The organism is Paraburkholderia acidisoli (genome assembly GCF_009789675.1).
GTDB lineage: Bacteria > Pseudomonadota > Gammaproteobacteria > Burkholderiales > Burkholderiaceae > Paraburkholderia > Paraburkholderia acidisoli.
Map to the genome: position 1 here is coordinate 1,307,730 of NZ_CP046915.1, position 20,831 is coordinate 1,328,560.

Annotated in this window: 18 protein-coding genes; 2 read left to right on the forward strand and 16 right to left on the reverse strand. The window is 65.5% G+C overall.

Features of this window, described 5'->3' with window-relative positions; genetic code table 11:
* Positions 1-68: 68 nt before the first annotated feature.
* The 14 genes from FAZ98_RS27995 to FAZ98_RS28060 all read right to left on the reverse strand — a co-directional run bounded on the left by FAZ98_RS27995 (position 69) and on the right by FAZ98_RS28060 (position 15,650).
* Positions 69-1,055 (reverse strand): substrate-binding domain-containing protein, encoded by a 987-nt coding sequence (locus FAZ98_RS27995; protein ID WP_158956176.1) that lies wholly within the window; start codon positions 1,053-1,055, stop codon positions 69-71.
* A gap of 35 nt (positions 1,056-1,090) precedes the next feature.
* Positions 1,091-2,092 carry an ABC transporter permease gene (locus FAZ98_RS28000; RefSeq protein ID WP_158956178.1) on the reverse strand — a complete coding sequence of 334 codons (1,002 nt, stop codon included), beginning with the start codon at positions 2,090-2,092 and terminating at the stop codon, positions 1,091-1,093.
* Positions 2,085-3,974 (reverse strand): sugar ABC transporter ATP-binding protein, encoded by a 1,890-nt coding sequence (locus FAZ98_RS28005; protein ID WP_158956180.1) that lies wholly within the window; start codon positions 3,972-3,974, stop codon positions 2,085-2,087. The genes FAZ98_RS28000 and FAZ98_RS28005 overlap by 8 nt, the downstream gene beginning before the upstream one ends.
* Before the next feature lie 69 nt (positions 3,975-4,043).
* A complete protein-coding gene (locus FAZ98_RS28010) occupies positions 4,044-4,919 on the reverse strand; it encodes an amidohydrolase family protein (protein WP_158956182.1) in 876 nt (291 codons plus the stop codon).
* Positions 4,920-4,997: 78 nt separating this feature from the next.
* A complete protein-coding gene (locus FAZ98_RS28015) occupies positions 4,998-5,444 on the reverse strand; it encodes a MaoC family dehydratase (RefSeq protein ID WP_158956184.1) in 447 nt (148 codons plus the stop codon).
* A gap of 41 nt (positions 5,445-5,485) precedes the next feature.
* Positions 5,486-6,847: an MFS transporter gene (locus FAZ98_RS28020; protein ID WP_158956186.1), complete on the reverse strand. Its 1,362-nt coding sequence runs from the start codon at positions 6,845-6,847 to the stop codon at positions 5,486-5,488.
* A gap of 115 nt (positions 6,848-6,962) precedes the next feature.
* Positions 6,963-8,102 (reverse strand): type 2 periplasmic-binding domain-containing protein, encoded by a 1,140-nt coding sequence (locus FAZ98_RS28025; protein ID WP_158956188.1) that lies wholly within the window; start codon positions 8,100-8,102, stop codon positions 6,963-6,965.
* Positions 8,103-9,314 carry a CaiB/BaiF CoA transferase family protein gene (locus tag FAZ98_RS28030; protein ID WP_158956190.1) on the reverse strand — a complete coding sequence of 404 codons (1,212 nt, stop codon included), beginning with the start codon at positions 9,312-9,314 and terminating at the stop codon, positions 8,103-8,105.
* 223 nt (positions 9,315-9,537) lie between these two features.
* The gene (locus FAZ98_RS28035; RefSeq protein ID WP_158956192.1) at positions 9,538-10,716 is read right to left on the reverse strand and encodes a LacI family DNA-binding transcriptional regulator; all 1,179 of its coding nucleotides are present in this window, start codon (positions 10,714-10,716) and stop codon (positions 9,538-9,540) included.
* Positions 10,599-11,660 carry a Gfo/Idh/MocA family protein gene (locus FAZ98_RS28040; RefSeq protein ID WP_158956194.1) on the reverse strand — a complete coding sequence of 354 codons (1,062 nt, stop codon included), beginning with the start codon at positions 11,658-11,660 and terminating at the stop codon, positions 10,599-10,601. Before FAZ98_RS28040 ends, FAZ98_RS28035 begins: the two co-directional genes overlap by 118 nt.
* Complete coding sequence (gene rbsD, locus FAZ98_RS28045; protein ID WP_158956196.1) at positions 11,653-12,144, reverse strand: D-ribose pyranase; 492 nt, start codon at positions 12,142-12,144, stop codon at positions 11,653-11,655. Before rbsD ends, FAZ98_RS28040 begins: the two co-directional genes overlap by 8 nt.
* 22 nt (positions 12,145-12,166) lie before the next feature.
* Positions 12,167-13,687 (reverse strand): sugar ABC transporter ATP-binding protein, encoded by a 1,521-nt coding sequence (locus FAZ98_RS28050; RefSeq protein WP_158956198.1) that lies wholly within the window; start codon positions 13,685-13,687, stop codon positions 12,167-12,169.
* Positions 13,674-14,657 (reverse strand): sugar ABC transporter substrate-binding protein, encoded by a 984-nt coding sequence (locus FAZ98_RS28055; protein WP_158956200.1) that lies wholly within the window; start codon positions 14,655-14,657, stop codon positions 13,674-13,676. Before FAZ98_RS28055 ends, FAZ98_RS28050 begins: the two co-directional genes overlap by 14 nt.
* 54 nt (positions 14,658-14,711) lie before the next feature.
* Positions 14,712-15,650 carry an ABC transporter permease gene (locus FAZ98_RS28060; RefSeq protein WP_158956202.1) on the reverse strand — a complete coding sequence of 313 codons (939 nt, stop codon included), beginning with the start codon at positions 15,648-15,650 and terminating at the stop codon, positions 14,712-14,714.
* A gap of 446 nt (positions 15,651-16,096) precedes the next feature.
* On the opposite strand from FAZ98_RS28060, the gene FAZ98_RS28065 reads away from it, so the two are divergent.
* The gene (locus FAZ98_RS28065; RefSeq protein WP_199272460.1) at positions 16,097-17,572 is read left to right on the forward strand and encodes an ATPase domain-containing protein; all 1,476 of its coding nucleotides are present in this window, start codon (positions 16,097-16,099) and stop codon (positions 17,570-17,572) included.
* A gap of 10 nt (positions 17,573-17,582) precedes the next feature.
* Complete coding sequence (locus FAZ98_RS28070) at positions 17,583-19,136, forward strand: hybrid sensor histidine kinase/response regulator (RefSeq protein ID WP_158956204.1); 1,554 nt, start codon at positions 17,583-17,585, stop codon at positions 19,134-19,136.
* Positions 19,137-19,265: 129 nt separating this feature from the next.
* On the opposite strand, the gene FAZ98_RS28075 is transcribed toward FAZ98_RS28070, so the two are convergent.
* Positions 19,266-19,973: an SDR family oxidoreductase gene (locus tag FAZ98_RS28075; RefSeq protein WP_158956206.1), complete on the reverse strand. Its 708-nt coding sequence runs from the start codon at positions 19,971-19,973 to the stop codon at positions 19,266-19,268.
* A gap of 104 nt (positions 19,974-20,077) precedes the next feature.
* A complete protein-coding gene (locus FAZ98_RS28080) occupies positions 20,078-20,752 on the reverse strand; it encodes a TetR/AcrR family transcriptional regulator (protein WP_158956208.1) in 675 nt (224 codons plus the stop codon).
* Positions 20,753-20,831: the final 79 nt, after the last annotated feature.

Below are 20,831 nucleotides of genomic sequence, written 5' to 3' on the forward strand. Positions count from 1 at the left end.
GGGTGATACAGGTGTTCATGCGCGGCCGCGCACGGATCGACGCGCCCGGCCGCGATTCGGGCGCCGCGTCAGTTGCCCTTCTTCGGCATCACCGTGCGATTGATAACCGGCATCAGGCTGTCCACGTTCGCCGGCGTGACGAGCAGCACCGGAATCGACACGTTCTTCTGGCTCGCGCTCGCGTCGTACAGACCGTCCGCCGCCTGCTGTCCCATCAGGAACGGCTGCTGCATACCGGAGGCCACGAGCTGGCCTTTCTTCAGCATGTCGATGAACTCGGGAATGCCGTCGAACGCCACGAGCGCCATGTCCTTGTCGCGATGCGCGATGCGGATCGCGCGCGCCGCGCCGAGCGTTGGCGTATCGGTTTCGACGAAGATCGCGTGCATGTCGGGGTGCGCCGTCATCATGTCCTGCACGAAACTGAAGGTTTCGTCGGGCGTGTACTTCTGCATCTGGTTCAGCGCGACTTCGTGAATGCCCGCTTCGGTCATCGCCCGGCGGAAGCCCGCCGTTCTCAGCTTGCCGTTCTCGCGGCCCAGCGAGATCGTGACGATGCCGTAGCCGCCCTTCTGCCAGCCCTTCTGCGTCATCACCTGAGCCAGTGCCTTGCCCACGGCGTAGGCGCCCTTTTCGTCCTCGGAACCCACGTAGGTGTTGTACTCGCCCGAGGTCGTGCCGATCCCGGCGATGCTCACGGGAATGTGGTGCTGCTTCGCGATGGCCAGCACGCTCGGCGCCGTGGTCGAATCGGTGGGCGACAGCACGATGCCGGCCACGCCCTGCGCGATCGCATCCTGGGCGTTCTTCAGCTGCGTGGAGGCGTCGTTGTGCGAGTCCATGTAATCGATCGTGCCGCCGTGCGCCTTGACGCTCGCCGCCACGCCGTCGCCCACCACGCGCCAGAACGGCAAGTCGAGCGCCGGCGCGATATACGCGTAGTGCTGGCCCGGCGTTGCCTGGGCGCTCGCCGCATGAGCGGGCACGCACGCGGCGAGCGCGGCGAACGTCAGCCCTCGCAGCAGGTTGGCGACCGGATTGAGCTTGATATTCACGTTCTCCTCCATGAGTTTCGATGGGTTTGTTATGGCTAGCGCCGGGTGCCGCTCGTCATGCGCTCGATCAGCACGGCGACGAGGATGATGGTGCCGATGGCCGTGCCTTGCCAGTACGGCCCCACGCCCAGCAGATTCAGCCCGTTGCGGATCAGCACCATGATGAACACGCCGAACAGCGTGCCCGGCATCGAACCGCGGCCGCCGAACAGACTCGCGCCGCCGATCACCACGGCGGCGATCGCGTCGAGTTCGAGACCGTTGCCCGCGAGCGGATCGATCGACATCAGCCGCGAACTGAGCAGCACGGCCGCCAGTCCCGCCGACGCGCCGGAGACCGCATAGGCCACGTTCGAATAAAACGTGGTTCGCAGCCCCGCCGCGATGGCCGCGTCGCGGTTGGAGCCCGTGGCGTAGATCGTCCGGCCGCCCTTCGTGCGTTGCAGATACCACCAGGCGAGCGCGAACAGCGCGAGCAGAAACAGGAAGTTGACGGGCGCGCCCAGAATTTCGGCGACGCTCAACGCGGACAGGCTGTCGGGCAGATTCGAAATCGAATTGCCGTCGCTGATCAGATACGCGGCCGAGCGGCAGATCGACATCGTGCCCAGCGTGACGATGAACGGCGCGATGCGGCCAAAGTTGACGAGGCAGCCATTCAGCAGGCCGAGCGCCGTGGCCGCGAGGATCGTGACCGGCACGCCAACGGACATCGGCAAACCGGCCTTCGCCACCAGCGTGCCGAACACGATGCCCGCCACGCCCGTCACCGCGCCGACGGACAGATCGATGCCCGCCACCAGCACGACGAAGGTCTGCCCGATCGCCACGATGCCGACCACCACCGACTGGTCCAGCAGGTTGTAGAGGTTGCCCGAGGTGAGAAAGCGCGGGCTGGCGAACGACATCAGCACGAAAATCACGAGCGCCACGACAATGATCCGCGCGTCGGCCGGGACGCGCAGCGGGCGTCGCGGCGCGCGGCCCGTTTCGCTCGTGCCGTCGAACGACGCGCCTTCGACTTTTCCTTCACGCATGCAAGTCTCTCCCGCCTAATTTCAGATGCTGTATGCCGGCCGTTTGCATCGTGTCGACGATGCGCGACTCGAGCGCCGCCTCCGTGCCGGCCCAGTTCGTGGCGAATGTCAGCCCCAGCCAGCCGAACGAATGGCCGGTCTCGTTGGTGAGCTCGAAAAGCACCGAGCGGCGCTCGCCGTCCTGCCGGAACGTCGCGCTGCGCAGATCGCCGAGCGCGTTGGGAATGGCGGTGTCGCCAATCAGCGGAAACCTGTCGCGCGCAATGCCCACGTCCAGCCCGTCGCGTTCGACGAGGTCGAAACAGAACACGCGCCCGGCCACCACGTTGATCCAGTACGTCGTGCAGCCGAGCGCATCCGGCAGCGTGGCGATCACCGAGCGCAGCGCGGTCGAAGACAGGCGCGGCGCGGCGAACAGGGTGAGCGTCTGCGGATCGAACACCTCGCTCGCGGCGCGTGCGATCGACCTGCGGTCGCTCAGCACCACGATGTCGTCGGAAATGCCGAGCAGTTCCTCGAAGTCGGACGACACCACCACCACGCCGACGCCACGCTCCGCGCATTGCCGGATCACCGTATAGATGTTGCTACGCGTGCCGATGTCGATGCCGCGCGTGGGTTCGTCGAGCAGCAGGATCTCGGGGTTCGTCAGCAGCCAGCGGGCCAGCAGCAGTTTCTGTTGCTGACCGCCGCTCAAGCCCGTCACCGGCGCGTCGACCACGTGCGCGGGCATGTCGAAGTCGCGCAGAAACGTGGTCATGGCCTGCGCGGCGGCGGCCTTGCGCGTGCCGTTGCCACGTTGGCCCAGTAGCGGCAGCGTGAGGTTTTCCCGCACCGAGAGATCGGGAACGAGGCCCTGGCTGCGGCGGTCTTCGGTGAGCAGCGCCATGCCGCGCGCAATCGCGTCGCGCGGATGCCGCGGCGCGAAGCGCGCGCCGGCCAGCTCGATCGTGCCGCGCTTGAGCTTGCGCAGCCCGAAGAGCGCTTCGAGCGTTTCGGTGCGCCCCGCTCCGACGAGTCCGCCGAGTCCCAGCACCTTGCCGCGCTCCAGCACGAAGGACACGTCCTCCACGCCCGTTTCCGTGGCGAGGTGCCGTGCCTCCAGCAGCGTGCCGGCCGCGGCTTTCGTGGTGGAAGCCGGCTTCGCGTAGAGCGACAGCACCCGGCGCCCGACCATGCGCTCGACCAGATCGTTCGGATCGGTGCGATCGACCGGCAGATCGCTTTCGACGGTCGCGCCTTCGCGCATGATCGTGAAGCAATCCGAAATTTCGAACAGCTCTTCAAGCCGATGCGAGACGAACACCAGCGCGTTGCCCGCGTCGCGCAGCTTGCGCATGATGCGGAAAAGATGCTGCACCTCGCCGGGAGACAGCGAAGCCGTTGGCTCGTCGAAGATCATCACGCGGGACCGCTGGAGCGTTGCCCGCGCAATCTCGACCAGTTGCCGGTTGGCCATCGAAAGCGCCCCGGCGCGCGCGTTCAGGTCGAGATGCGAGACCTCGAGTTCCGCGAGTGCGTGCGCGGCGTCGGCGCGCAGGCTTCGCCAGTCGACCCGGCCGCGCGAAGCGAAGCGCGGCAGCACCAGGTTTTCGAACACGCTCAGGTCGGGCGCAATGCTCGTTTCCTGCAGCACGATCGACACGCCGCTGTCCATCGCCTGGCGCGGCGAGGCGAAGTCGGTCGCGCGGCCTTCGTACAGCAGCTCGCCGCCGCTTTTCTGGTAGTGCCCGCTGATGATTTTCGAAAGCGTCGATTTGCCGGCGCCGTTCACGCCCACGAGCGCGTGAATCTCGTTGCCGCGCAGCGAAAGCCGCGCGTTGGCCAGCGCGCGCACATGACCAAAACGCTTCTCGACGTTCCTTGCAACCAGGATGTCCATCAATCGTCAGCCTTCACGAAAACGACTCGCCGTGCCGGGCCCTGCCGCGGGCACGGCGGGCGACCCCGCTCAGATCCGGTACCAGCTTTCCGCCGAGCGTTGAAAGAGTGCCTTGCGTTCGTCGGCCGAATAGTCCGCGACGATCTGGCGATAGGCATTCACGAGCGTCGCGTAGTCGGCATAGAGGCCGTCGAGCGGCCAGTTGGTGCCGAACATGCAGCGCTCGACGCCGAATATCTCGATGCATTCCTCGATCCACGGCGCGATCGATTCGATCGACCACTGGTGATCGACCATCAGCAGGCCCGAGAGCTTGCAGGCGATATTGGGCGCCTGCGCGATCGCCTTCATGCCCTTGCGCCACGCGTGGAAATAGTCGACGGTGCGCCGCTTCGGAAAGCCGCAATGACCGAGGACGATGCGCACGTCGGGAAAGCGCTTCGCCAGCGCGACGACCTTGTCGGTGTGCGCGATGTCCGCGTCCATGTCGAACACGAGATCGCGTTTGCGCAGGCCGTCGAAACCGCGCAGAAAGGCCGCGTCGCCCAGAATGTCGGGGCCGTGGAACGTCAGCATCCGCACGCCGCGAAAGTTCGCGTATTCGAGGTGGCGGTCGAGTTGCGCGTCGCTTCCGGCGTCCATCAGTTCGCCGCGCGCGATGATCCCGCTGGGCAAGCCGTCGCGGTCGGCCACGCTCTGAAGCCACGCCGTTTCGCGCACGGGGTCCGTCTCGCCGTCCGCGGTTTCGATATGCACGGACTTGATCAGGTTGACCGGCGCGCCGGCCGCCTTGAGATCGGCCACCACGTGATTGCGTTTGATCGCCGAATAGTCGCCGGACGGATGCCCTTCGAACGGCCGGTCGGTGAGCCACGCATAGTGCAGCGCCTCGAGATCCCACAAATGGTGGTGGGCGTCGACAAAGGCGAAGTCGTCTGATTCCATCACTGCCTCTACAGGTTGATGTGGGCCGCTACCGGCTCAACGGAACGGCCGGGAATGGCGTTGGCGTGACGTAACGCGTCAGGCCGCGAGCATCAGCTGGTTGCGGCCTTCCTGCACGATCTCGCCGTGCTGGTTGCGCACCTTGATGTCCAGCGTGACGATGCCGCGCGTGCCCGAGCGCGTGAGCCGCCGCTCGGCAATCGTGATCTCCGCGTCGATGCGGTCGCCCGCGAACACGGGCCCCACGAAGCGCCACGCGTCCCAGTTCAGCGCGGCCACGACGTCGAACTGCACCATCGAGCGGTTCTTCAGTCCGTCCACGAGGCCGAGCACGAGCAGCCCGTGCGCGAGGCGGCCGCGAAAGCCAAGGTCCTTCGCGAATTGTTCGTCGGTGTGATGCGGCATGAAATCGCCCGTCAAACCGGCGAAAGCGAGGATCTGACTCTCGGAGACGGTGATGCCCGGCGTCCGAAACGTGTCGCCCTCTTTGAGATCTCCAAACTTGTTCAGCGTCGTCGAGTGCATGGTGTGTCCACAAATGGCGGGAAATTGCGGGATTAGCCCGCTTATTCCGAAAGATTCCGGCCCCGCGTTTCAGGGCTGACGAACAGGCCGACCGAGGTGATGGCGGCCATCAGAATGGCGTACAGCGCCACGGGCACGTAGCTGCCGCCCGATTCGAACAGCGCGGTACAGATGAACGGCGCGATGCCGCCGGCAAACACGGCCGAGACTTCGCGCACGGTCGAGATCGCGGTGAAGCGCGTGCGCGCCCCGAACAGTTCGTTGAAGTACGAGCCCTGCACGGAGAGCATCGCGTAGTTCGAGAAGCCGATCGCGATTGCGATGGAGGCGATGATGAGGCCGTCGCTGCGGGAGTTGAGCGCCCAGAAATACGGGAATGTGCCGAGACCGAACAGCAGCGAGCCGAACAGATACACGGGCCTGCGTCCGACCCGATCCGAGAGCCAGCCGAACAGCGGAATCGTGACGATACCGAGACTCGACCCGATCAGCACGCCCGCGAGGCCGATCTCGCGCGACACGGCCAGTTGCCGCGTGACGTAGGCGAGCGACCAGATCTGGAAAAAATAGCCCGACATGTTTTCCGCGAAGCGCGCCGCGAAGGCGATCCAGAAGCGCCCGCCGGCCTCGTGGAACATGTCGCGAAGCGGCGCCTTCGTCACGCTGCGCTGCTTGCGCAATGCTTCGAAAACGGGCGATTCGTTGACCTGACGGCGAATCCAGATCCCGGCCAGCACGGCGAAAATGCTCAGCACGAACGGAATGCGCCAGCCATAGCCGATGAAGTCCGCTTCCTTCATCGCGCTCGTGATGATGAAGAAGGTCCCCGCCGACAAGAGCGTGCCGAGACACACGCCCAGTGTTGGCAGGCTCGCGTAGAAGCCGCGGCGGCCTGCGGGCGCGCTCTCCGCCGCGAGCGTCACCGCGCCGCCGTACTCGGCGCCCGCCGCGAGACCTTGCAGAATGCGCAGCACGATCAGCAGCGCGGGCGCGGCCATGCCGATGGAGGCGTAGGTGGGCAGAAAGCCGACCGCCATCGTCGCGCAGCCCATCAAGATGAGCGTGATGACGAGCACTTTCTTGCGCCCGTACAGATCCCCGGCGCGGCCGAACAGCACGCCGCCCACCGGCCGCGCGAGAAAACCGACCGCGTAAGTGCCGAACGCGGCGAGCGTGCCGGCGCCGGAGGACAGCGCCGGGAAAAACAGACGATTGAAGATCAGCGCGGCGGCGGTCGCGTAGATGTAGAAGTCGTACCATTCGAGCGCCGTGCCGATCACGGCCGAGACCGTCGCGTTGCGCAGGCTGCGCGCGTCGGCGGGCGCCGCGGATGAAGCCGCCGCGGCGAAATGCTCCGCGTCGAGTGGCGCGCTTCCCGAAAGCGCGCTGTTGCGTTGAGTCATCGTCTCCTCCTGACCGGCTGGCCGGCTTGTTGCGGCGATCTGAAATCGCGCGTTTTTTGTCGAACCGGTGTGTGGCCGGCTTACCGCTCAGTTCACCGCTCGCTCACCGCTCAGTTCACCGCTCGTTCAGTCGTTCGAACCCGAGGTTCAAGCCCGATACCAGTTGCCGATGCGGCGTTCGGCTCGCCAGCGCCGAACGGATGGCGGCCGAGGCGCGGGTCTGAAACTCGATATAACCGGCGCAGCGGGGGCGCACATACGCGTCCTCGATCGTCGCCAGCGTGTTGCGGTAGAAGTTGCCCGCGGCGGCGTTGACGCTCGCATCGCGCCACGCCTCGCGATGGCTCGGCTGCCCTTCGTGCGACGGGATGAAGCCGGTTTGCGCGCGCGCCGACATCAGATAACGCAGATGATCCAGCAGCGCGGGCGCCGGTTTGGCCCGGCGGCTCAGCGCAATACCCGTACCGCCCAGCGTCGACCCGTGACGGCCGCCCGCCGTGCGCACGGGCGTGTCGAGAAACTGTACGGCCTTTCGCCCGCTCGCCGATGTCGCGTAGTTCACATAACCGTAGATAAGCGGGCAATAGCGCGCTTCGTCGCTGCGCGCCAGCCATTCGAGCATCCGGATCGGATTGAGATCGTGGGCGGCCTCGCTCATCCCGCCGAAGATCGTGGCCATGGTGTCGAGCACCTCGAGCGCCGTGTCTTCGTCGACGAACGGCTTCGCCTTCGGGTCCGTCGCGGGCGGCGCGCCCCACGCGGCCATCATCGAGCAAAAGCTGAGCATGGCGTGCGGCCCCGCCACCGAAAGCACCACGCCGCCTTGCCGGGAGAGCGCCGTCACGTCGGCCCACGTAGCGGGCAAGCGCGCGTCGATCAGGTCGGCGCGCGCCACGGCCACCTGCGTCGCCGCATCGAGCGGCAGCCCCCATTGGCGGCCCTGCCACGCGTACGATTCGTAGCTCGGCCCGACCGACTGCGCGGCCCACGCACGCAATTCCTCGGGCGCGAACAGCTCATCCAGCGCCCACACGCAGCCCGCCTCCACCGCCTCGCCAATGTGCGGATGGTCGAGCACCACGAGATCGAAGCGATCGCACAGATCGGCGATCGGATGCGATTCGAAGCCCTCCAGCGGCTGTTTGCTCCAGTGCAGATTCAACGCGGCCGCATCGTCGAGACGCGAAGCCGCGTCCAGTGCGACGAAGCCGCGCGGGTGATCCCACGTGAGTCCCTGGATGACGTCGGTTGTCATTCAGGCCGCCGTCTCGTTGATGACACGATCGCGCAGCAGCGCTTCGATGCTGTCGGCGTCATAGCCGAGTTCCTTCAGCACGGCACGCGAATGCTCGCCGACGAGCGGCGCCCCGAGCCGCACGGCGCCCGGCGTCTTCGAAAAGCGGTACGGGAAACCGGGCGCCTTCACCCGCCCTTCGGTCGCGTGCTCGTACTCGACGAACGTGCCGTTATGCACGATCTGCGGGTCCTTGAGCAGTTGTTCGTAGCCGTACACGGGGCCCGCCCAGATCCCGTTCGCGTCGAACAGCGCGAGCCATTCGGCCGTCGTTTTCGTGGCGAGACGTTCGCGCGTGCGGGCGTAGATCGCGTCTCGATGCGTCCACGGATCGGTCGTATCGTTCATCTCGACGAAAGTGGGCTCGCCGATCGTTTCGCCGAAGGTCTTCAGGGACGGCATCGCGACGATCACGAACCCGTCACGGGTGGCGAACGCACCGTACGGCGCACGGATATACACATGCGCATGCGGCTCGGCGGAGCGCTTTTGCGGCAGGCCGCCTTGCATGTACACCGCCAGTTCCTGCATCTGCAACGTGGTGATCGCATCGAGCATGTTGACCGTCACGAGTTGGCCTTCGCCCGTGCGTTCGCGATGCAGCAGCGCGGCGATCACCGCTTCGAACGCCGTGGCGGCCGCGACCGCGTCCACCAGATACTGGCCGGCCGGCGAAGGCGCGTCGCCGGCGCGGCCCGTCGAGAGCATGGCGCCCGACATGCCCTGCAACAGCAGGTCCTGACCCGGCCGGTGCGCATAGGGGCCGTCTTCTCCGTAGCCCGACATCGACACATAGACCAGCGACGGGTTGAGCTTCGCGAGCGACTCGTAGTCGACACCCAGCCGTTTGGCGACGCCCGGACGGTAGTTCTGCACGAACACGTCGGCGGACTTCACGAGATCGGCGAGCACCGCGCGCCCCGCTTCGTTCTTCAGATCGACCGCCAACGAACGCTTGTTGCGGTTGAGCGAGAGAAACGACGCATTGATCCGGTTGCCTTGTGCGCCGCCTGCCGGCGTGTGGCGCTGCCACTCGCCGTCGAGCGGCTCGACCTTGATGACGTCGGCGCCAAGGTCGCCGAGACGCTGGGTGGCGAACGGGCCCGCCATGGCGATGGTGCAATCCACCACCCGATAACCCGAGAGGATCGATTTCGAAGCTGGTTGTGACATGGAAGGCAGGATCCTGAGTAATTGTTTGCGATAACATGTTAGCGCAAACAAAGTTGCACGGTCAAAGCGTGAACGCCTGGGGTTTATACCGTCGGCACGACATGGCAACAGCGGGTTGATTCGATGCGACAACGCCCCGGAATACCGGCCCGGCGGCGCGGAGAATACGAACACGGGAACGACCGTAACCGGCCGCTCCGAAGACAAACGGGACGGCTGGCGCTCAGGCGCTGCCGCGCCGCACGAGTTGATGCGCGAGCACCACCTTGTGTTTCGCGTTGCCGGACTCGCTGATGCGCGCGAGCAGCATCTGCGCGGCGGTCGCGCCCATTTCGTCGGGCTGCGTGCGCACCGTCGTGAGCGACGGCGTCACCATGGCGGCCAGTTCATAGTCGCCGAATCCGCAGATCGCCAGTTGCTCGGGAATCCGGATGCCGCGCCGGTTGCATTCGAGGATCGCGGCGAGCGCCATGGTGTCGGCGGAGAAGAAGATCGCGTCGGTGAGCGGCGCGTCGCGCAGCACTTCGTCCAGCCCCCGAATGCCGTCGTTGCCGCTCATCGGCAGCGACAATTCCACGCGATGCACGTCCGGCAGCTTCGCCTCTTTCACCGCCTTGCACAGGCCGAGATAGCGGCTTTGCGCGCGCGAATCCTGGGCGCTCCCGCCGCCGACGAAGGCGATTCGCTTCGAGCCTCGCTCGCACAGGAGTTTGCCCACGTCGTAGCCCGCGGTGAAGTTGGAGAACCCCACGGCCATGTCGATGGGGTCGCCGTCCGTGTCCCAGGTTTCGATCACCGCAACGCCGCTTTGCTGCAACAGCGAGCGCACTTTCGGGCTATGTTGCAAGCCCGTGAGGATCACGCCAATCGGGCGGCGTTCCAGCAAGCTCTGCAAGATGGCTTCCTCGCGCGCCTGCGAGTATTCCGTATTGCCGATGATCACCGAAATCTTGTGCGGCTCCAGCGCGTCGATCACCCCTTTGACTTCGGCGGCGAACGCCGAACTCGACAGCGTCGGGATGATGACGGCCACCACCCGGCTCGACGCGGATGCGAGGCTGCGCGCGGCATCGTTCGGGATGTAGCGCAGCGCCTGGATCGCCTCCTCCACCCGCCGGCGCGTTTTCTCCGCGACGAGCGAGGAATTGCCCACCACGCGCGATACCGTCTGCGCGGAAACGCCGGCATATTCCGCGACATCGAGCATCGTGATCGTGCCGCTGGATTTGGCTTCTTTTTGGGGCTTCCTTGTTTTCATGTCGAGAGCTGGTGATGCGGTACCCGCTAGTCTAGCAAGACGGCTCGCCGCGATCCTGCCGATGCGAGCATCGCTTCCACCACCTGCACCGAGTGCAGACCGACCGTGCCCGAACCGCAGTTTTCGACCGCTTTGCCGGCGCACAGATCGACGAACGCGTCCACGGGACCCGAGCAGGTGTAGGCACCGGCGCCGGCCGGAATCTCCATCGTTTCGTCCGCGCCGTCGAGGCGGCGCAGCCACAGGCGTTCGCGCTCGACATCGAGCAGCAGGCAGCCTTCCGTACCGAACACGCGGATATCCACCTGGAACGGCGAGCCGGGCGGCAGCGAAGCCGCGCCCGAGATCGCGCCCGTCGCGCCGGAGGTGAAACGCACCGTGAGCGCGTTGAAGAGATCCGTGTCGATCGACGACTGGCCGGTCATCGCGAACACTTCGTGCGGCGCGAGTCCCGTCACGTAGAAGAGACCGCCCAGCAGATGCACGAGCTGCCCCCAACCATAGCCGCCGCTGCCCTTTGTCGTCCACGTGGCGGACTCGGGGCGGAACATTTCCTGCTCCGTGCCCTGCAACTGTCCGCCCGACATCAGGTCTTCGATCGGCGTGGCCATCTGGGCGACGACATGACGAATGGCGCCGATGCGCCCCTGCGCCACGAGCCCGTGCGCATGCCGGAAATACGGCTGGAAATTCCAGCCATACGGCACGAGGATTTCACGCTGCGCCTCGCGCGCCACGTCGAGCAGGCGGCGCGCTTCTTCGGTCGAGGTCGCCATCGGCTTTTCGACCATCACATGACAGCCGCGGCGCAGCGCCGCGATGGCGTGTTCCGCGTGCAGCCGGTGCGGCGAAGCGACGATCACCGCGTCGAGGTCCAGTTCGAGCAGCGCGCGGTAGTCTTCAAATGCATGTTGAAAGCCGAACGCTTCCTGCACCTGCCGCAGCTCTGCCTCGCCCGGACGCACCACGCCGACGAGTTCGACGTCGTCGCGCGCGCGCAGCACGGGCAAATGATTGGCCACGGCCCACGACCCCGCGCCGATCAGCCCGAGGCGCACCTTCCTGCCCGCCGGCGCGGCGTTACTCATGACCGGCTCCCGGCTTAAACGGCGTGCGCTCCATCAGCGAACGGAACTTGTCGGGCACCGAAACGGCCGGATCGGTGAAGTACGCGTGATAGTCCACGCCCGCGACCAGCGCGATATTGCCCCACGGGTCGAGCGCACCGGAGCGCACGATCACCTTGGCCTGCTGCGCGAGCGGGCCGACCGTGTCTTCGTAGGTGACGGGCGCGAAATCGCGTTCGTCGAACCACTTCGTGAGCGACGCATAGAGCGGCTTGTTGTGCTCTTTCACCTCGGCCGCGAACATCACCTTTTCGACGATCAACTCGGGCGCGATCAGGGCATACAACTGCTCGAGCGTGGGCAGGTTCGCACCGATCGCGAGATCCACGCGCCACGCGTCGCGCGGAATCGGAAAGCCCGCGTCGACGATCATCATGATCTGGCCGTGGCCCATGGAGGCGACGGCTTCCGAAAGCTGCTGGTTGAGAATACCGCTTCGTTTCATGGCAAGTCTCCCTGATGGGTGGCTATTGGGTGGCGGCGATCGCGCGGTCGAGTTCGGCGTGCGTCACGGGTTCGGTGTATTCGTGCGCGACGCGGCCGTGCCGGAACAGCACGATGCGGTCGGCGAGATTGGCGAGTTCCAGCGAATCCGAAGACGTGAAGATCACCGCCGAACCGGCGTCGGCGATCTGCCGCAGAATGCGGTAAATCTCCGCTTTCGCGCCGATGTCGACGCCGCGCGTGGGGTCGTCGAGCATCAGCACCTTCGGCTTCATCACGAGCCAGCGCGCCAGCAGTGTCTTCTGCTGATTGCCGCCGGAGAGCGACGTGATCGGATTGAACAGCGACGAAGCGCGCACGGCGAGCCGCTTGATGTTCTCGAATGCCGCGCTACGGCCCGCGGCCCGGCTGCTCGCGTGCATCGCGCGGTTGGTCGCTTCGGCGTTGCCGAGCACGCTGGTCAGCGGCAGGATGCCGTCGAGTAAGCGATCCGCCGGCAGATAGCCGAGGCCGTGACGGATCGCCTCGCGCGAAGACAAACGCCGCACCTGCCGGCCAGCGATTTCCACGCGGCCGCGCTTCGCCCTTTGCAAGCCGAAAACATGCTGCAGCAGATCCGAAGGCCCCGCGTCCGGCAGCCCGGCGAGCGCGACGATCTCGCCTTGGCGCACGGTCAGCGAGGCGCCCTGAAGACGCTGGCCCACGAGATCGGTCACCGTCAACAACGGCGGCGTGGTGGCGGCCTTCGCGTGCCGGCCGGGAAACAGCTCGGCGGGATTGCGCCCGAGCATCGCTTCGACCACCGTTTCGTGGCTGAAATCGTGTGCCGGGCCATTCGCGACCAGACGCCCGTCGCGGATCACCGAGATGCGATCGGCGATCGTGAAAATTTCGGCGAGCTTGTGCGACACGTAGATCACCGCGACACCCGACTCCTTCAGATGCGCGACGGTCTGCAACAGACGCGCCGCTTCGGCGGCGTTCAACGCGGAGGTCGGTTCGTCGAAGATGATGATGCGCGCCTTCCAGGTCAGCACCTTGGCGATCGCGACCAGTTGCTTGTCGGAAGTGGAAAGCTGGCCGACCCGGGCTTCGGGCGAAATCGTCCCGACGCGCAGTTCGGCGAGCGCCCTGGCGGCGCGCGTATGCATGTCGCGCTTCGAGGGCTTCGCGAGGCCGCTGTCCTCGATCCCCAGCGCGATGTTCTCGGCCACCGTCAGGTTGTCGAACAGGTCGAGTTCCTGGTGCACCACGCCGATACCGGCGTTCAGCGCATCGCGCGGCGTCACGAGATTCAGCGGCGTGCCCGCTTCGTCGAACAGGCCGCCTTCGGTCGGCGCATGGACGCCGGCGATCAGCTTGATCAGCGTCGATTTGCCCGCGCCGTTCTCGCCGAGCAGCGCGTGCACCTCGCCGGCCGCGAAGTCGATGCTGACCTCGCGCAGCGCCCAGAAACTGCCGAACGCCTTGCCGATCGACTTCAGGTGCAGCGCCGTGGCCGCCGCACCGGCCGGTGACGGATCGTGCGGCTTATTCGGCAGCATGTTGATCCACGTTCGAGGTGTCGATCACCTGCACGCCGGTATCCGTATGCGGGTCGGGCATCTTGCCGCCGGTGTAGATCTGGTTCAGCACGACGACCGCGTCATGCCCCTGGCGCTGCGGGTTCTGCGAGATCGTCGCGGTCAGCACCTTGTTCTTGATCAACTCCTTGGTCTGCGGCAGCAGATCCGAACCCACCACCGGAATCTTGCCGCCCAGGCCATTGCGCTTGAGGTACTGCCCGATGGCCGGGAAGCTGCAGCAGTCGAGCGAAACGATCCCGTTCACGTCCTGATGCGCGAGCATCGCGTTTTCGATCGCCGCGTAGATCTGCTGCGGTTCGTTGGTCGTATTGACCAGGCCGACGATGGAAATGCCCGGGTACTTGGCGAGCGCCTGGCGCAGGCCCTTCTCGCGGTCCTTCGACCACTCGGCGGCGGCGTCCACGGTGAACACCAGCACCTTGCCCTTCTGCCCCATGTGCTTGACGAGCGTGTCGCCCATCACCACGCCCGAGTAGGCGAGATCCTGCCCGACGAAGGTCAGCCGGTTGGACGCGGGGTTGTCGGTATTGAAGGTGACGACGGGAATGCCGGCCGCGATCGCCTTGTTGATGACCGGCGCGAGCGCGTCGGTCGACGACGACGACACCGCAATGCCGTCCACGCCCTTCGTGATCCAGTTTTCGAGTTCGGCGACCTGCTTCTCGGCGCCGCCGCCCACGGGACCGGTGAAGACCGCGTTGACGTTCAGTTCCTTCGCGGCGGCGGCCACGCCTTTGCGCATCGGCACCGCTACGGACAGCGCCGGATCGTGGTACGAAATCACGAAAGTCGGTTTCGCCTTGGCGGCTGCTTGAGCCTTGATGCGCGGCGAAAGCTGGAAGCTGTCCGCCGGCGTTGCCGCGTGCGCCGCCGACATCAGCGCGAAGGTCGTCGACAGCGCCACCATGCATTTCGATACGAATTTCATGTTGTCTCCTTGTTATTGGATGCAGTCGTTATTTCGTTGCGTCATTGCTTTGCGTTATTTCTTCGCCGATGTCACACCTCCGATCAACGCGGCGACGAGCACGACGACACCAATCAGCGTCGTTTGCCAGAACGGCGTCACACCGAGCAGAATCAGCCCGTCTCGCACCACGCCGATCAGCAACACGCCCAGCAGCGTGCCGACCACGGAACCTTCGCCGCCGCCCAGCCGCGTGCCGCCGATAATCACGGCGGCGATCACGTCCAGTTCCATGCCGGAGCCGGTCACGGCCTGCACGTTTTCCAGGAAGCCGAGATTGATCGTGCCGGCAAAAGCGGCCAGGCCGCCTGCCAGCGCGAACGCCAGAATCTTGGTGCGCGCGACCGGCACGCCGACGATGCGCGCAGCCCGCGCATTCCCACCCACCGCGAAGATGTGGAAGCCGAACGTGGTCCGGTGCAGCAATGCGTAGCCGAGCACGGCGATCACGATCAGCACGAGCACCTGGTTGGACAGATGGCCGAACAGGCTGCCCTGCGCGATGGCGGTGATGATCGGGGCGATCGGGCGGTCGTCGGGAAGCGAAACGGACATGCCGTTGCTCATGACCAGCGTCGCGCCGCGAATCAGATAGAGCGTGCCGAGCGTCGTGATGAACGAAGGAATGCGGCCCATCACGGTGATGGCGCCGTTGAGCACGCCAAACAGCACGCCGAGTATCAAGGTCGCGAAGATCACCACGATTTCGGGCGTGCCGTGAACCAGCATCATGCCCGCGGCCATCCCCGAAAAACCGTAGAGCGAACCCACCGAGAGATCGACTTCGGAGATGATCAGCACATAGGTCGCGCCGATCGCGAGCACGCCCAGCAACGAGATCTGGCGCAGCAGGTTGAGGATATTGACGCTGGTCAGAAAGACCGGACTCGAAAACGCGAACAGCACGCACAGGCAGATCACCGCGGCCAGTACGCCCGCCTCCCGTGAAGTCAAAAAGCTCTTGAACGCGTTCGAAACGGGCGAAGCCGCCCCTCCATTGCTGGTTACGTACACGATGTCTCCTGTTTGTCCGCATCTCGCCTTGAGCCTGGCTGGCGTGGCGATGCTCCGGTTTCCATGCGCTGCACCACGAGCCGGGTCTGGCCGTAAAATGATTGCGCAAACATTTTTGCGGATGTTATCGCAAACAATTTCGCTCGGTCAACTATTTATCTTGAATGTTTGGGCGCCCGATGCCTTGGGTCGGGAGGCAGTCATGAACGCGATTTCTCATGAAAGCGGCGCGCGCCCCGTGCTCGCAAGGCACGCGTGCCCCCACCCCGCAAGCCCTGACTACCCGCCGGGCCGGCTGGCATGTCGATTGCTTACTCGCTTTATTGCCATTTATGGAGGAGAGCGCAATGGAAGCCAAGGCCCCCCGAGACGCCGTTGAAGCGGATATGCCCGAGCGCATATCGACGGGCGTCGCCGGACTGGATGATCTGCTCAACGGCGGGCTCGTTGCCAATCGCGTCTATCTGATCGAGGGCGTGCCCGGTGCGGGAAAAACTACCCTCGGCCTGCACTTTCTGCTTGACGGCATGCGCCGCGGCGAACCCGGCCTCTACATCACGCTGTCCGAAACGGCCGCGGAGCTACGCACCGTCGCGGCCTCGCACAAGTGGTCGCTCGATGGCCTCGCCATTCACGAACTGGTCGGCGAAGAAGGCCTGGGCGCCGACGCCAACCAGTCGATCCTTCATTCTTCGGAGGTCGAACTGGGTGAGACCATCGAGGAAGTCAAGCGCCAGGTCACCGCGCTTCGCCCGCGCCGCGTCGTTTTCGACAGTCTGTCCGAACTGCGCCTGCTCGCCCAGGATGCGCTGAAATACCGGCGCCAGGTGCTCGCCTTGAAGCAGTTTTTCGCCACCCAGGGCTGCACGGTGTGGTTGCTCGACGACAAGACGTCTCAGCCCGGCGATCTGCAGTTGCACAGCATCACGCACGGCGTGATCGAACTCGATCATGTGACCCAGGAATACGGCACGGATCCGCGCAGGCTGCGGATCGTCAAGATGCGCGGGATCGCGTTCGCCAGCGGCTACCATGACTTCCGGCTCGATACGGGTGGCATCACGGTGTATCCGCGCCTCGTCGCCGCTTCGCATTTTCGTCAGTTCGACAACGCGACGCAGACGACCGGGGTTGCCGAACTGGACGCGCTGCTGGGCGGCGGCCTCGTTCCCGGCACCAATACGCTGCTGGTCGGTCCTTCGGGAGCGGGCAAGACGACCACCGCGGTACGGTGTGCGCTGAGCTTGCTGCAATCCGGCCGCCCGGTTAAGTATCTGCTTTTCGACGAGACGCTCGGCACCCTGCTCTCGCGCTCGAGAAAGCTCGACATGGCGCTCGACGACTTCATCGAAAGCGGTCAACTTTCGATCCAGCAGATCGACCCCGCCGAGATGTCGCCAGGCCAGTTCGCGACCCTCGTCCGCGAGGCGGTCGAACGCGATGGCGCGTCGATGGTGGTGATCGATAGCCTTAACGCCTACATCCAGGCGATGCCGGGGCATCGCTACCTGTTGTTGCAAATGCACGAATTGCTGAGTTATCTGAATCAGCAAGGCGTCATCACGCTGCTGGTGCTCGGTCAGCACGGGCTGATCGGCAACGTGGCGTCGGAAATCGACCTCAGCTACCTCAGCGATTCCCTGCTGCTCTTCCGCTTCTTCGAAAGCGCGGGACAAGTGCTGTCCGCGCTCGCCGTGCTCAAAAGCCGCACCAGCGCGCACGAGCGCACCATACGCGAATTCCGCATCGACTCCGGCGGGCTGCGCGTGGGCGAACCGCTAGGCGATTTCGAAGGCGTGCTGACGGGCTTGCCGTCCTATCGCGGGACGCACGCACTGCTCGAGCAGAATCCGGACGACTGAGGAGATGCCCATGGAAGAGCGCATTCTCGTAGTCGCTCCGCTCGGGCGCGATGCCCAGATCGTCGAGCGCGTGCTCGCGCGTCAGGCCATCGAATGCGTCATCTGCGAAAGTATCGCGGCGCTCATGGCGCGCCTGGGCGAAGGTGCCGCCTGCGTGCTGATCGTCGACGAAGCGTTGGACACCAATGCGCTGGAATCGCTCGACGCATGGTTGAGCCTGCAACCGCCATGGTCGGACCTGCCGTTCATCCTGCTGATGGGCAATGGCAAAAAGGGCATTCCCACGGCCGACGGACGCCGCCTGCAGGCCCTCGGCAACGTCATGCTGATAGAACGCCCCGTGAGCAGCGAGGCCTTGATCAGCGCCGCGCTCAGCGCCCAGCGCGCGCGCCGCCGCCAATACCAGGCGCGCGCGATGATCGCGGAGCGCGCCGCGGCCAACGAGCGGCTCCTCGCCGCCGCACGGCAGAAGGACGACTTTCTGGCGATGCTCGCCCACGAGTTGCGCAACCCGCTCGCACCGATACGCAACGCCGCCGAACTGATTCGCCAAACCGACAACGACCTGCCCCAAAAGATCCAGTGGGCGGCGGAGATGATCGCGCGCCAGAGCCAGCATCTTTCGGAGTTGCTCGAAGACCTGATGGACGTCTCGCGGATCACGACCGGCAAGGTCACGCTCAAACGCGGCACGGTCGAGCTGGGGCCGATTCTCGTTGCGGTGGCGGACGCGGCCCGATCGGCACTCGATTCGCGCTGCCACACGCTCAGCCTGCACCTGCCCGACGCGCCGGTGTTCCTCGACGCCGACCCGACTCGCATGGCGCAGGTATTCGGCAACCTGCTGGACAACGCGGCCAAGTACACGCCCGACGGCGGCCAGATCGCCATACGCGCGTCGGTGGACGCGGGGCACGTGCTCGTCAGCGTGGAAGACAACGGCAGCGGGATCGCCGACGACGAGCTGCCCAAAATCTTCGAATTGTTTTCGCAATCGTATCGGGCACTCGACCGCGCTCAAGGGGGGCTCGGAATCGGTCTTTCCGTCGTGCGCTCGCTGGTGAGCATGCATGAGGGGAGCGTCGAAGCGCACAGCCGGGGGCTCGGATTCGGAACGACGATCCGTGTCCGGCTGCCGGTTTTGCTCTCACCCGGCACGAGCGATTCGCCCGCGCGCGTGGAAGCCACGCAGCGCTTCTCACTCGAGGTGCTGGTTGTCGACGACAATGTCGATGCGGCCGATTCGCTTGCCGCCTTGCTCGAGATGAAAGGCCACCAGACCCGCACGGCGAACGACGGCCCGAGCGCGCTGGATCAATGCAAGTTGCAGCAACCGGAGGTGGTCTTGCTGGACATCGGCCTGCCTGGCATGGATGGCTACGAGGTCGCGCGCCGCCTGAAAGCGATCCCCGCCATGTCCGCGGTGAAACTGGTGGCCATCACCGGCTACGGACAACCGGAGGATCTCACGCGCGCGAAAGACGCGGGCTTCGATCATCATCTCGTGAAGCCGGTCAATCCCGACGGTTTGATGCAGCTGTTCAAGGACTTTCGCTACTCCTGAAGCTTGATCCTGTGCGCGGCGAGCATCGTCGAGAGCGACGCACGTCGCGCTCCGGCGGCTCGCCCCGACAAGGAAACGGGACACGAGCCGGGAAAACCGCGACAACGACGCGACGCGCTCGCGCGGCAGTCAAACCTGCGGCAACGCCATGTAGCTCGCCGGCGTCGCGGAGAGTCCGGCCTTGACCTTGCGCGTCATCTCGTCGGCCATCACTTCGCTTGCACCGGCTTCCAGCGCATCGAGCGCCGCCGCCACGATCGCCTCCGGCGTTTGCTTGGGCACGTCCAGATCCCGGGTTAAATCCGTGGCCACGAAACCCATATGCAGCGCGAGCACCTGGGTGCCCTGCTCCTGCAGTTCGGAGCGCAGCCCGTTCGTCAGCGCCCAGGCCGCGGACTTCGTCGCGCCGTAGCCCGCCAGCAGCGAACGATTGATCCACGACGCCACCGAAAGCACGTTGACCAGCGCGCCGCCGCCGTTCGCCGCGAGCACCGGCGCAAACGCCTGACTCACGCGCAGCACGCCGAAGAAGTTCGTTTCGAGCTGCTCGCGAACGAGGTCCGCGGCCTGCTCGGCGAGGAACGCGCCATAGCGCGCAATGCCGGCGTTGTTGATGACCAGCGTCACGTCCTGGCATTGGGCCGCGGCCGCCGCGACATCGGCGTCGTTCGTGACGTCGAGCCGCACCGGTACCACGCCGGGCAGCGTCACACTGTCGGGATCGCGCGCGCCCGCGTAGACCTTTTTCGCGCCGCGCGCGAGCAGCGCTTTGGCGAACGCCGCGCCAATACCGCGATTGGCGCCCGTGATGAAAACAACCGAGTCCTGGATCTTCATGATGCACTCCTGAGTCAGTCAAAAACGAGTCAAAATATGATGATCGTCATATTTCGGCGGATAAAAAAGCGCGCTGTCCGGCGGGAGTGGCGCGCCTCGGGTGGTCAGTTCCCGCAAGCGGGAACGTCGTACTGATTCAACAGGGCGCTACGCGCGCTCGCCAGCACCGCCTCGGCTTCCTTGGGTTGGTCGGCGAGCATGCGCGCCAACTGCAAGGCGCCCACGAGCGTACTGGCGATAACCGGCGCGGCTGTGGCCGGCACCGCTTCGGGCAGCGCCTTGCGCACGCCGCCAATCAGATCGGTGGCGAGATCGCGCGCGGCGGTTTGCAGCGTGTCCGAGCGTTGCGGCCCGGGCTGCGTGCAACGCGCCAGTTCCGACCCGAGCGCCGCAACCGGGCAGGCCGTTTCGAACGCCGACAAATTCGCGCTGGCCAGATAGCTTTCGATCAACACGCGGAACGCGCTCCGCTGCCCGGCCCGCTGCTGCGCGACACGCCGCGCGATAACCGCCGCCATGTCGCGCCGCACGCGCGCCAGCGCTTCGGCCAGCAAGGCTTCGCGGGATTCGAAATGCGCGTAGAAACCGCCGTGCGTGAGGCCCGCTTCCTTCATCACGTCGGCGACGCCCACGCCATCGAGCCCATGGCGGCGCAGCGCGCGCGAAGCGACCTCGAGGATGCGCTCGTGCGTCGCTTCCTTCTTGCTGAGCGCAGGCTGGGTGGTAGAGGCGGACGACGAACGCGGCACGGTAGCGGCAAAAAATATGATGAAGATCATATTCTACGCCCGGTTTTCGTCGATGTCACGAGTCAGGTTGCGTTGAACGTGTCGTCGTCATTTCGCGCGGATGTAGCCC

Bases quoted from the DNA above. Each gene is read 5' to 3' on its own strand.
- FAZ98_RS28040 (WP_158956194.1), bottom strand. From the start codon at position 11,660: ATGAGTAACGCCGCGCCGGCGGGCAGGAAGGTGCGCCTCGGGCTGATC.
- FAZ98_RS28000 (WP_158956178.1), bottom strand. From the start codon at position 2,092: ATGCGTGAAGGAAAAGTCGAAGGCGCGTCGTTCGACGGCACGAGCGAA.
- FAZ98_RS28050 (WP_158956198.1), bottom strand. From the start codon at position 13,687: ATGCTGCCGAATAAGCCGCACGATCCGTCACCGGCCGGTGCGGCGGCC.
- FAZ98_RS28010 (WP_158956182.1), bottom strand. From the start codon at position 4,919: ATGGAATCAGACGACTTCGCCTTTGTCGACGCCCACCACCATTTGTGG.
- FAZ98_RS28070 (WP_158956204.1), top strand. From the start codon at position 17,583: ATGGAAGAGCGCATTCTCGTAGTCGCTCCGCTCGGGCGCGATGCCCAG.
- FAZ98_RS28015 (WP_158956184.1), bottom strand. From the start codon at position 5,444: ATGCACTCGACGACGCTGAACAAGTTTGGAGATCTCAAAGAGGGCGAC.
- rbsD (WP_158956196.1), bottom strand. From the start codon at position 12,144: ATGAAACGAAGCGGTATTCTCAACCAGCAGCTTTCGGAAGCCGTCGCC.
- FAZ98_RS28005 (WP_158956180.1), bottom strand. From the start codon at position 3,974: ATGGACATCCTGGTTGCAAGGAACGTCGAGAAGCGTTTTGGTCATGTG.
- FAZ98_RS28055 (WP_158956200.1), bottom strand. From the start codon at position 14,657: ATGAAATTCGTATCGAAATGCATGGTGGCGCTGTCGACGACCTTCGCG.
- FAZ98_RS28025 (WP_158956188.1), bottom strand. From the start codon at position 8,102: ATGACAACCGACGTCATCCAGGGACTCACGTGGGATCACCCGCGCGGC.
- FAZ98_RS28030 (WP_158956190.1), bottom strand. From the start codon at position 9,314: ATGTCACAACCAGCTTCGAAATCGATCCTCTCGGGTTATCGGGTGGTG.
- FAZ98_RS28075 (WP_158956206.1), bottom strand. From the start codon at position 19,973: ATGAAGATCCAGGACTCGGTTGTTTTCATCACGGGCGCCAATCGCGGT.
- FAZ98_RS28020 (WP_158956186.1), bottom strand. From the start codon at position 6,847: ATGACTCAACGCAACAGCGCGCTTTCGGGAAGCGCGCCACTCGACGCG.
- FAZ98_RS28065 (WP_199272460.1), top strand. From the start codon at position 16,097: ATGCCCGAGCGCATATCGACGGGCGTCGCCGGACTGGATGATCTGCTC.
- FAZ98_RS28080 (WP_158956208.1), bottom strand. From the start codon at position 20,752: ATGATCTTCATCATATTTTTTGCCGCTACCGTGCCGCGTTCGTCGTCC.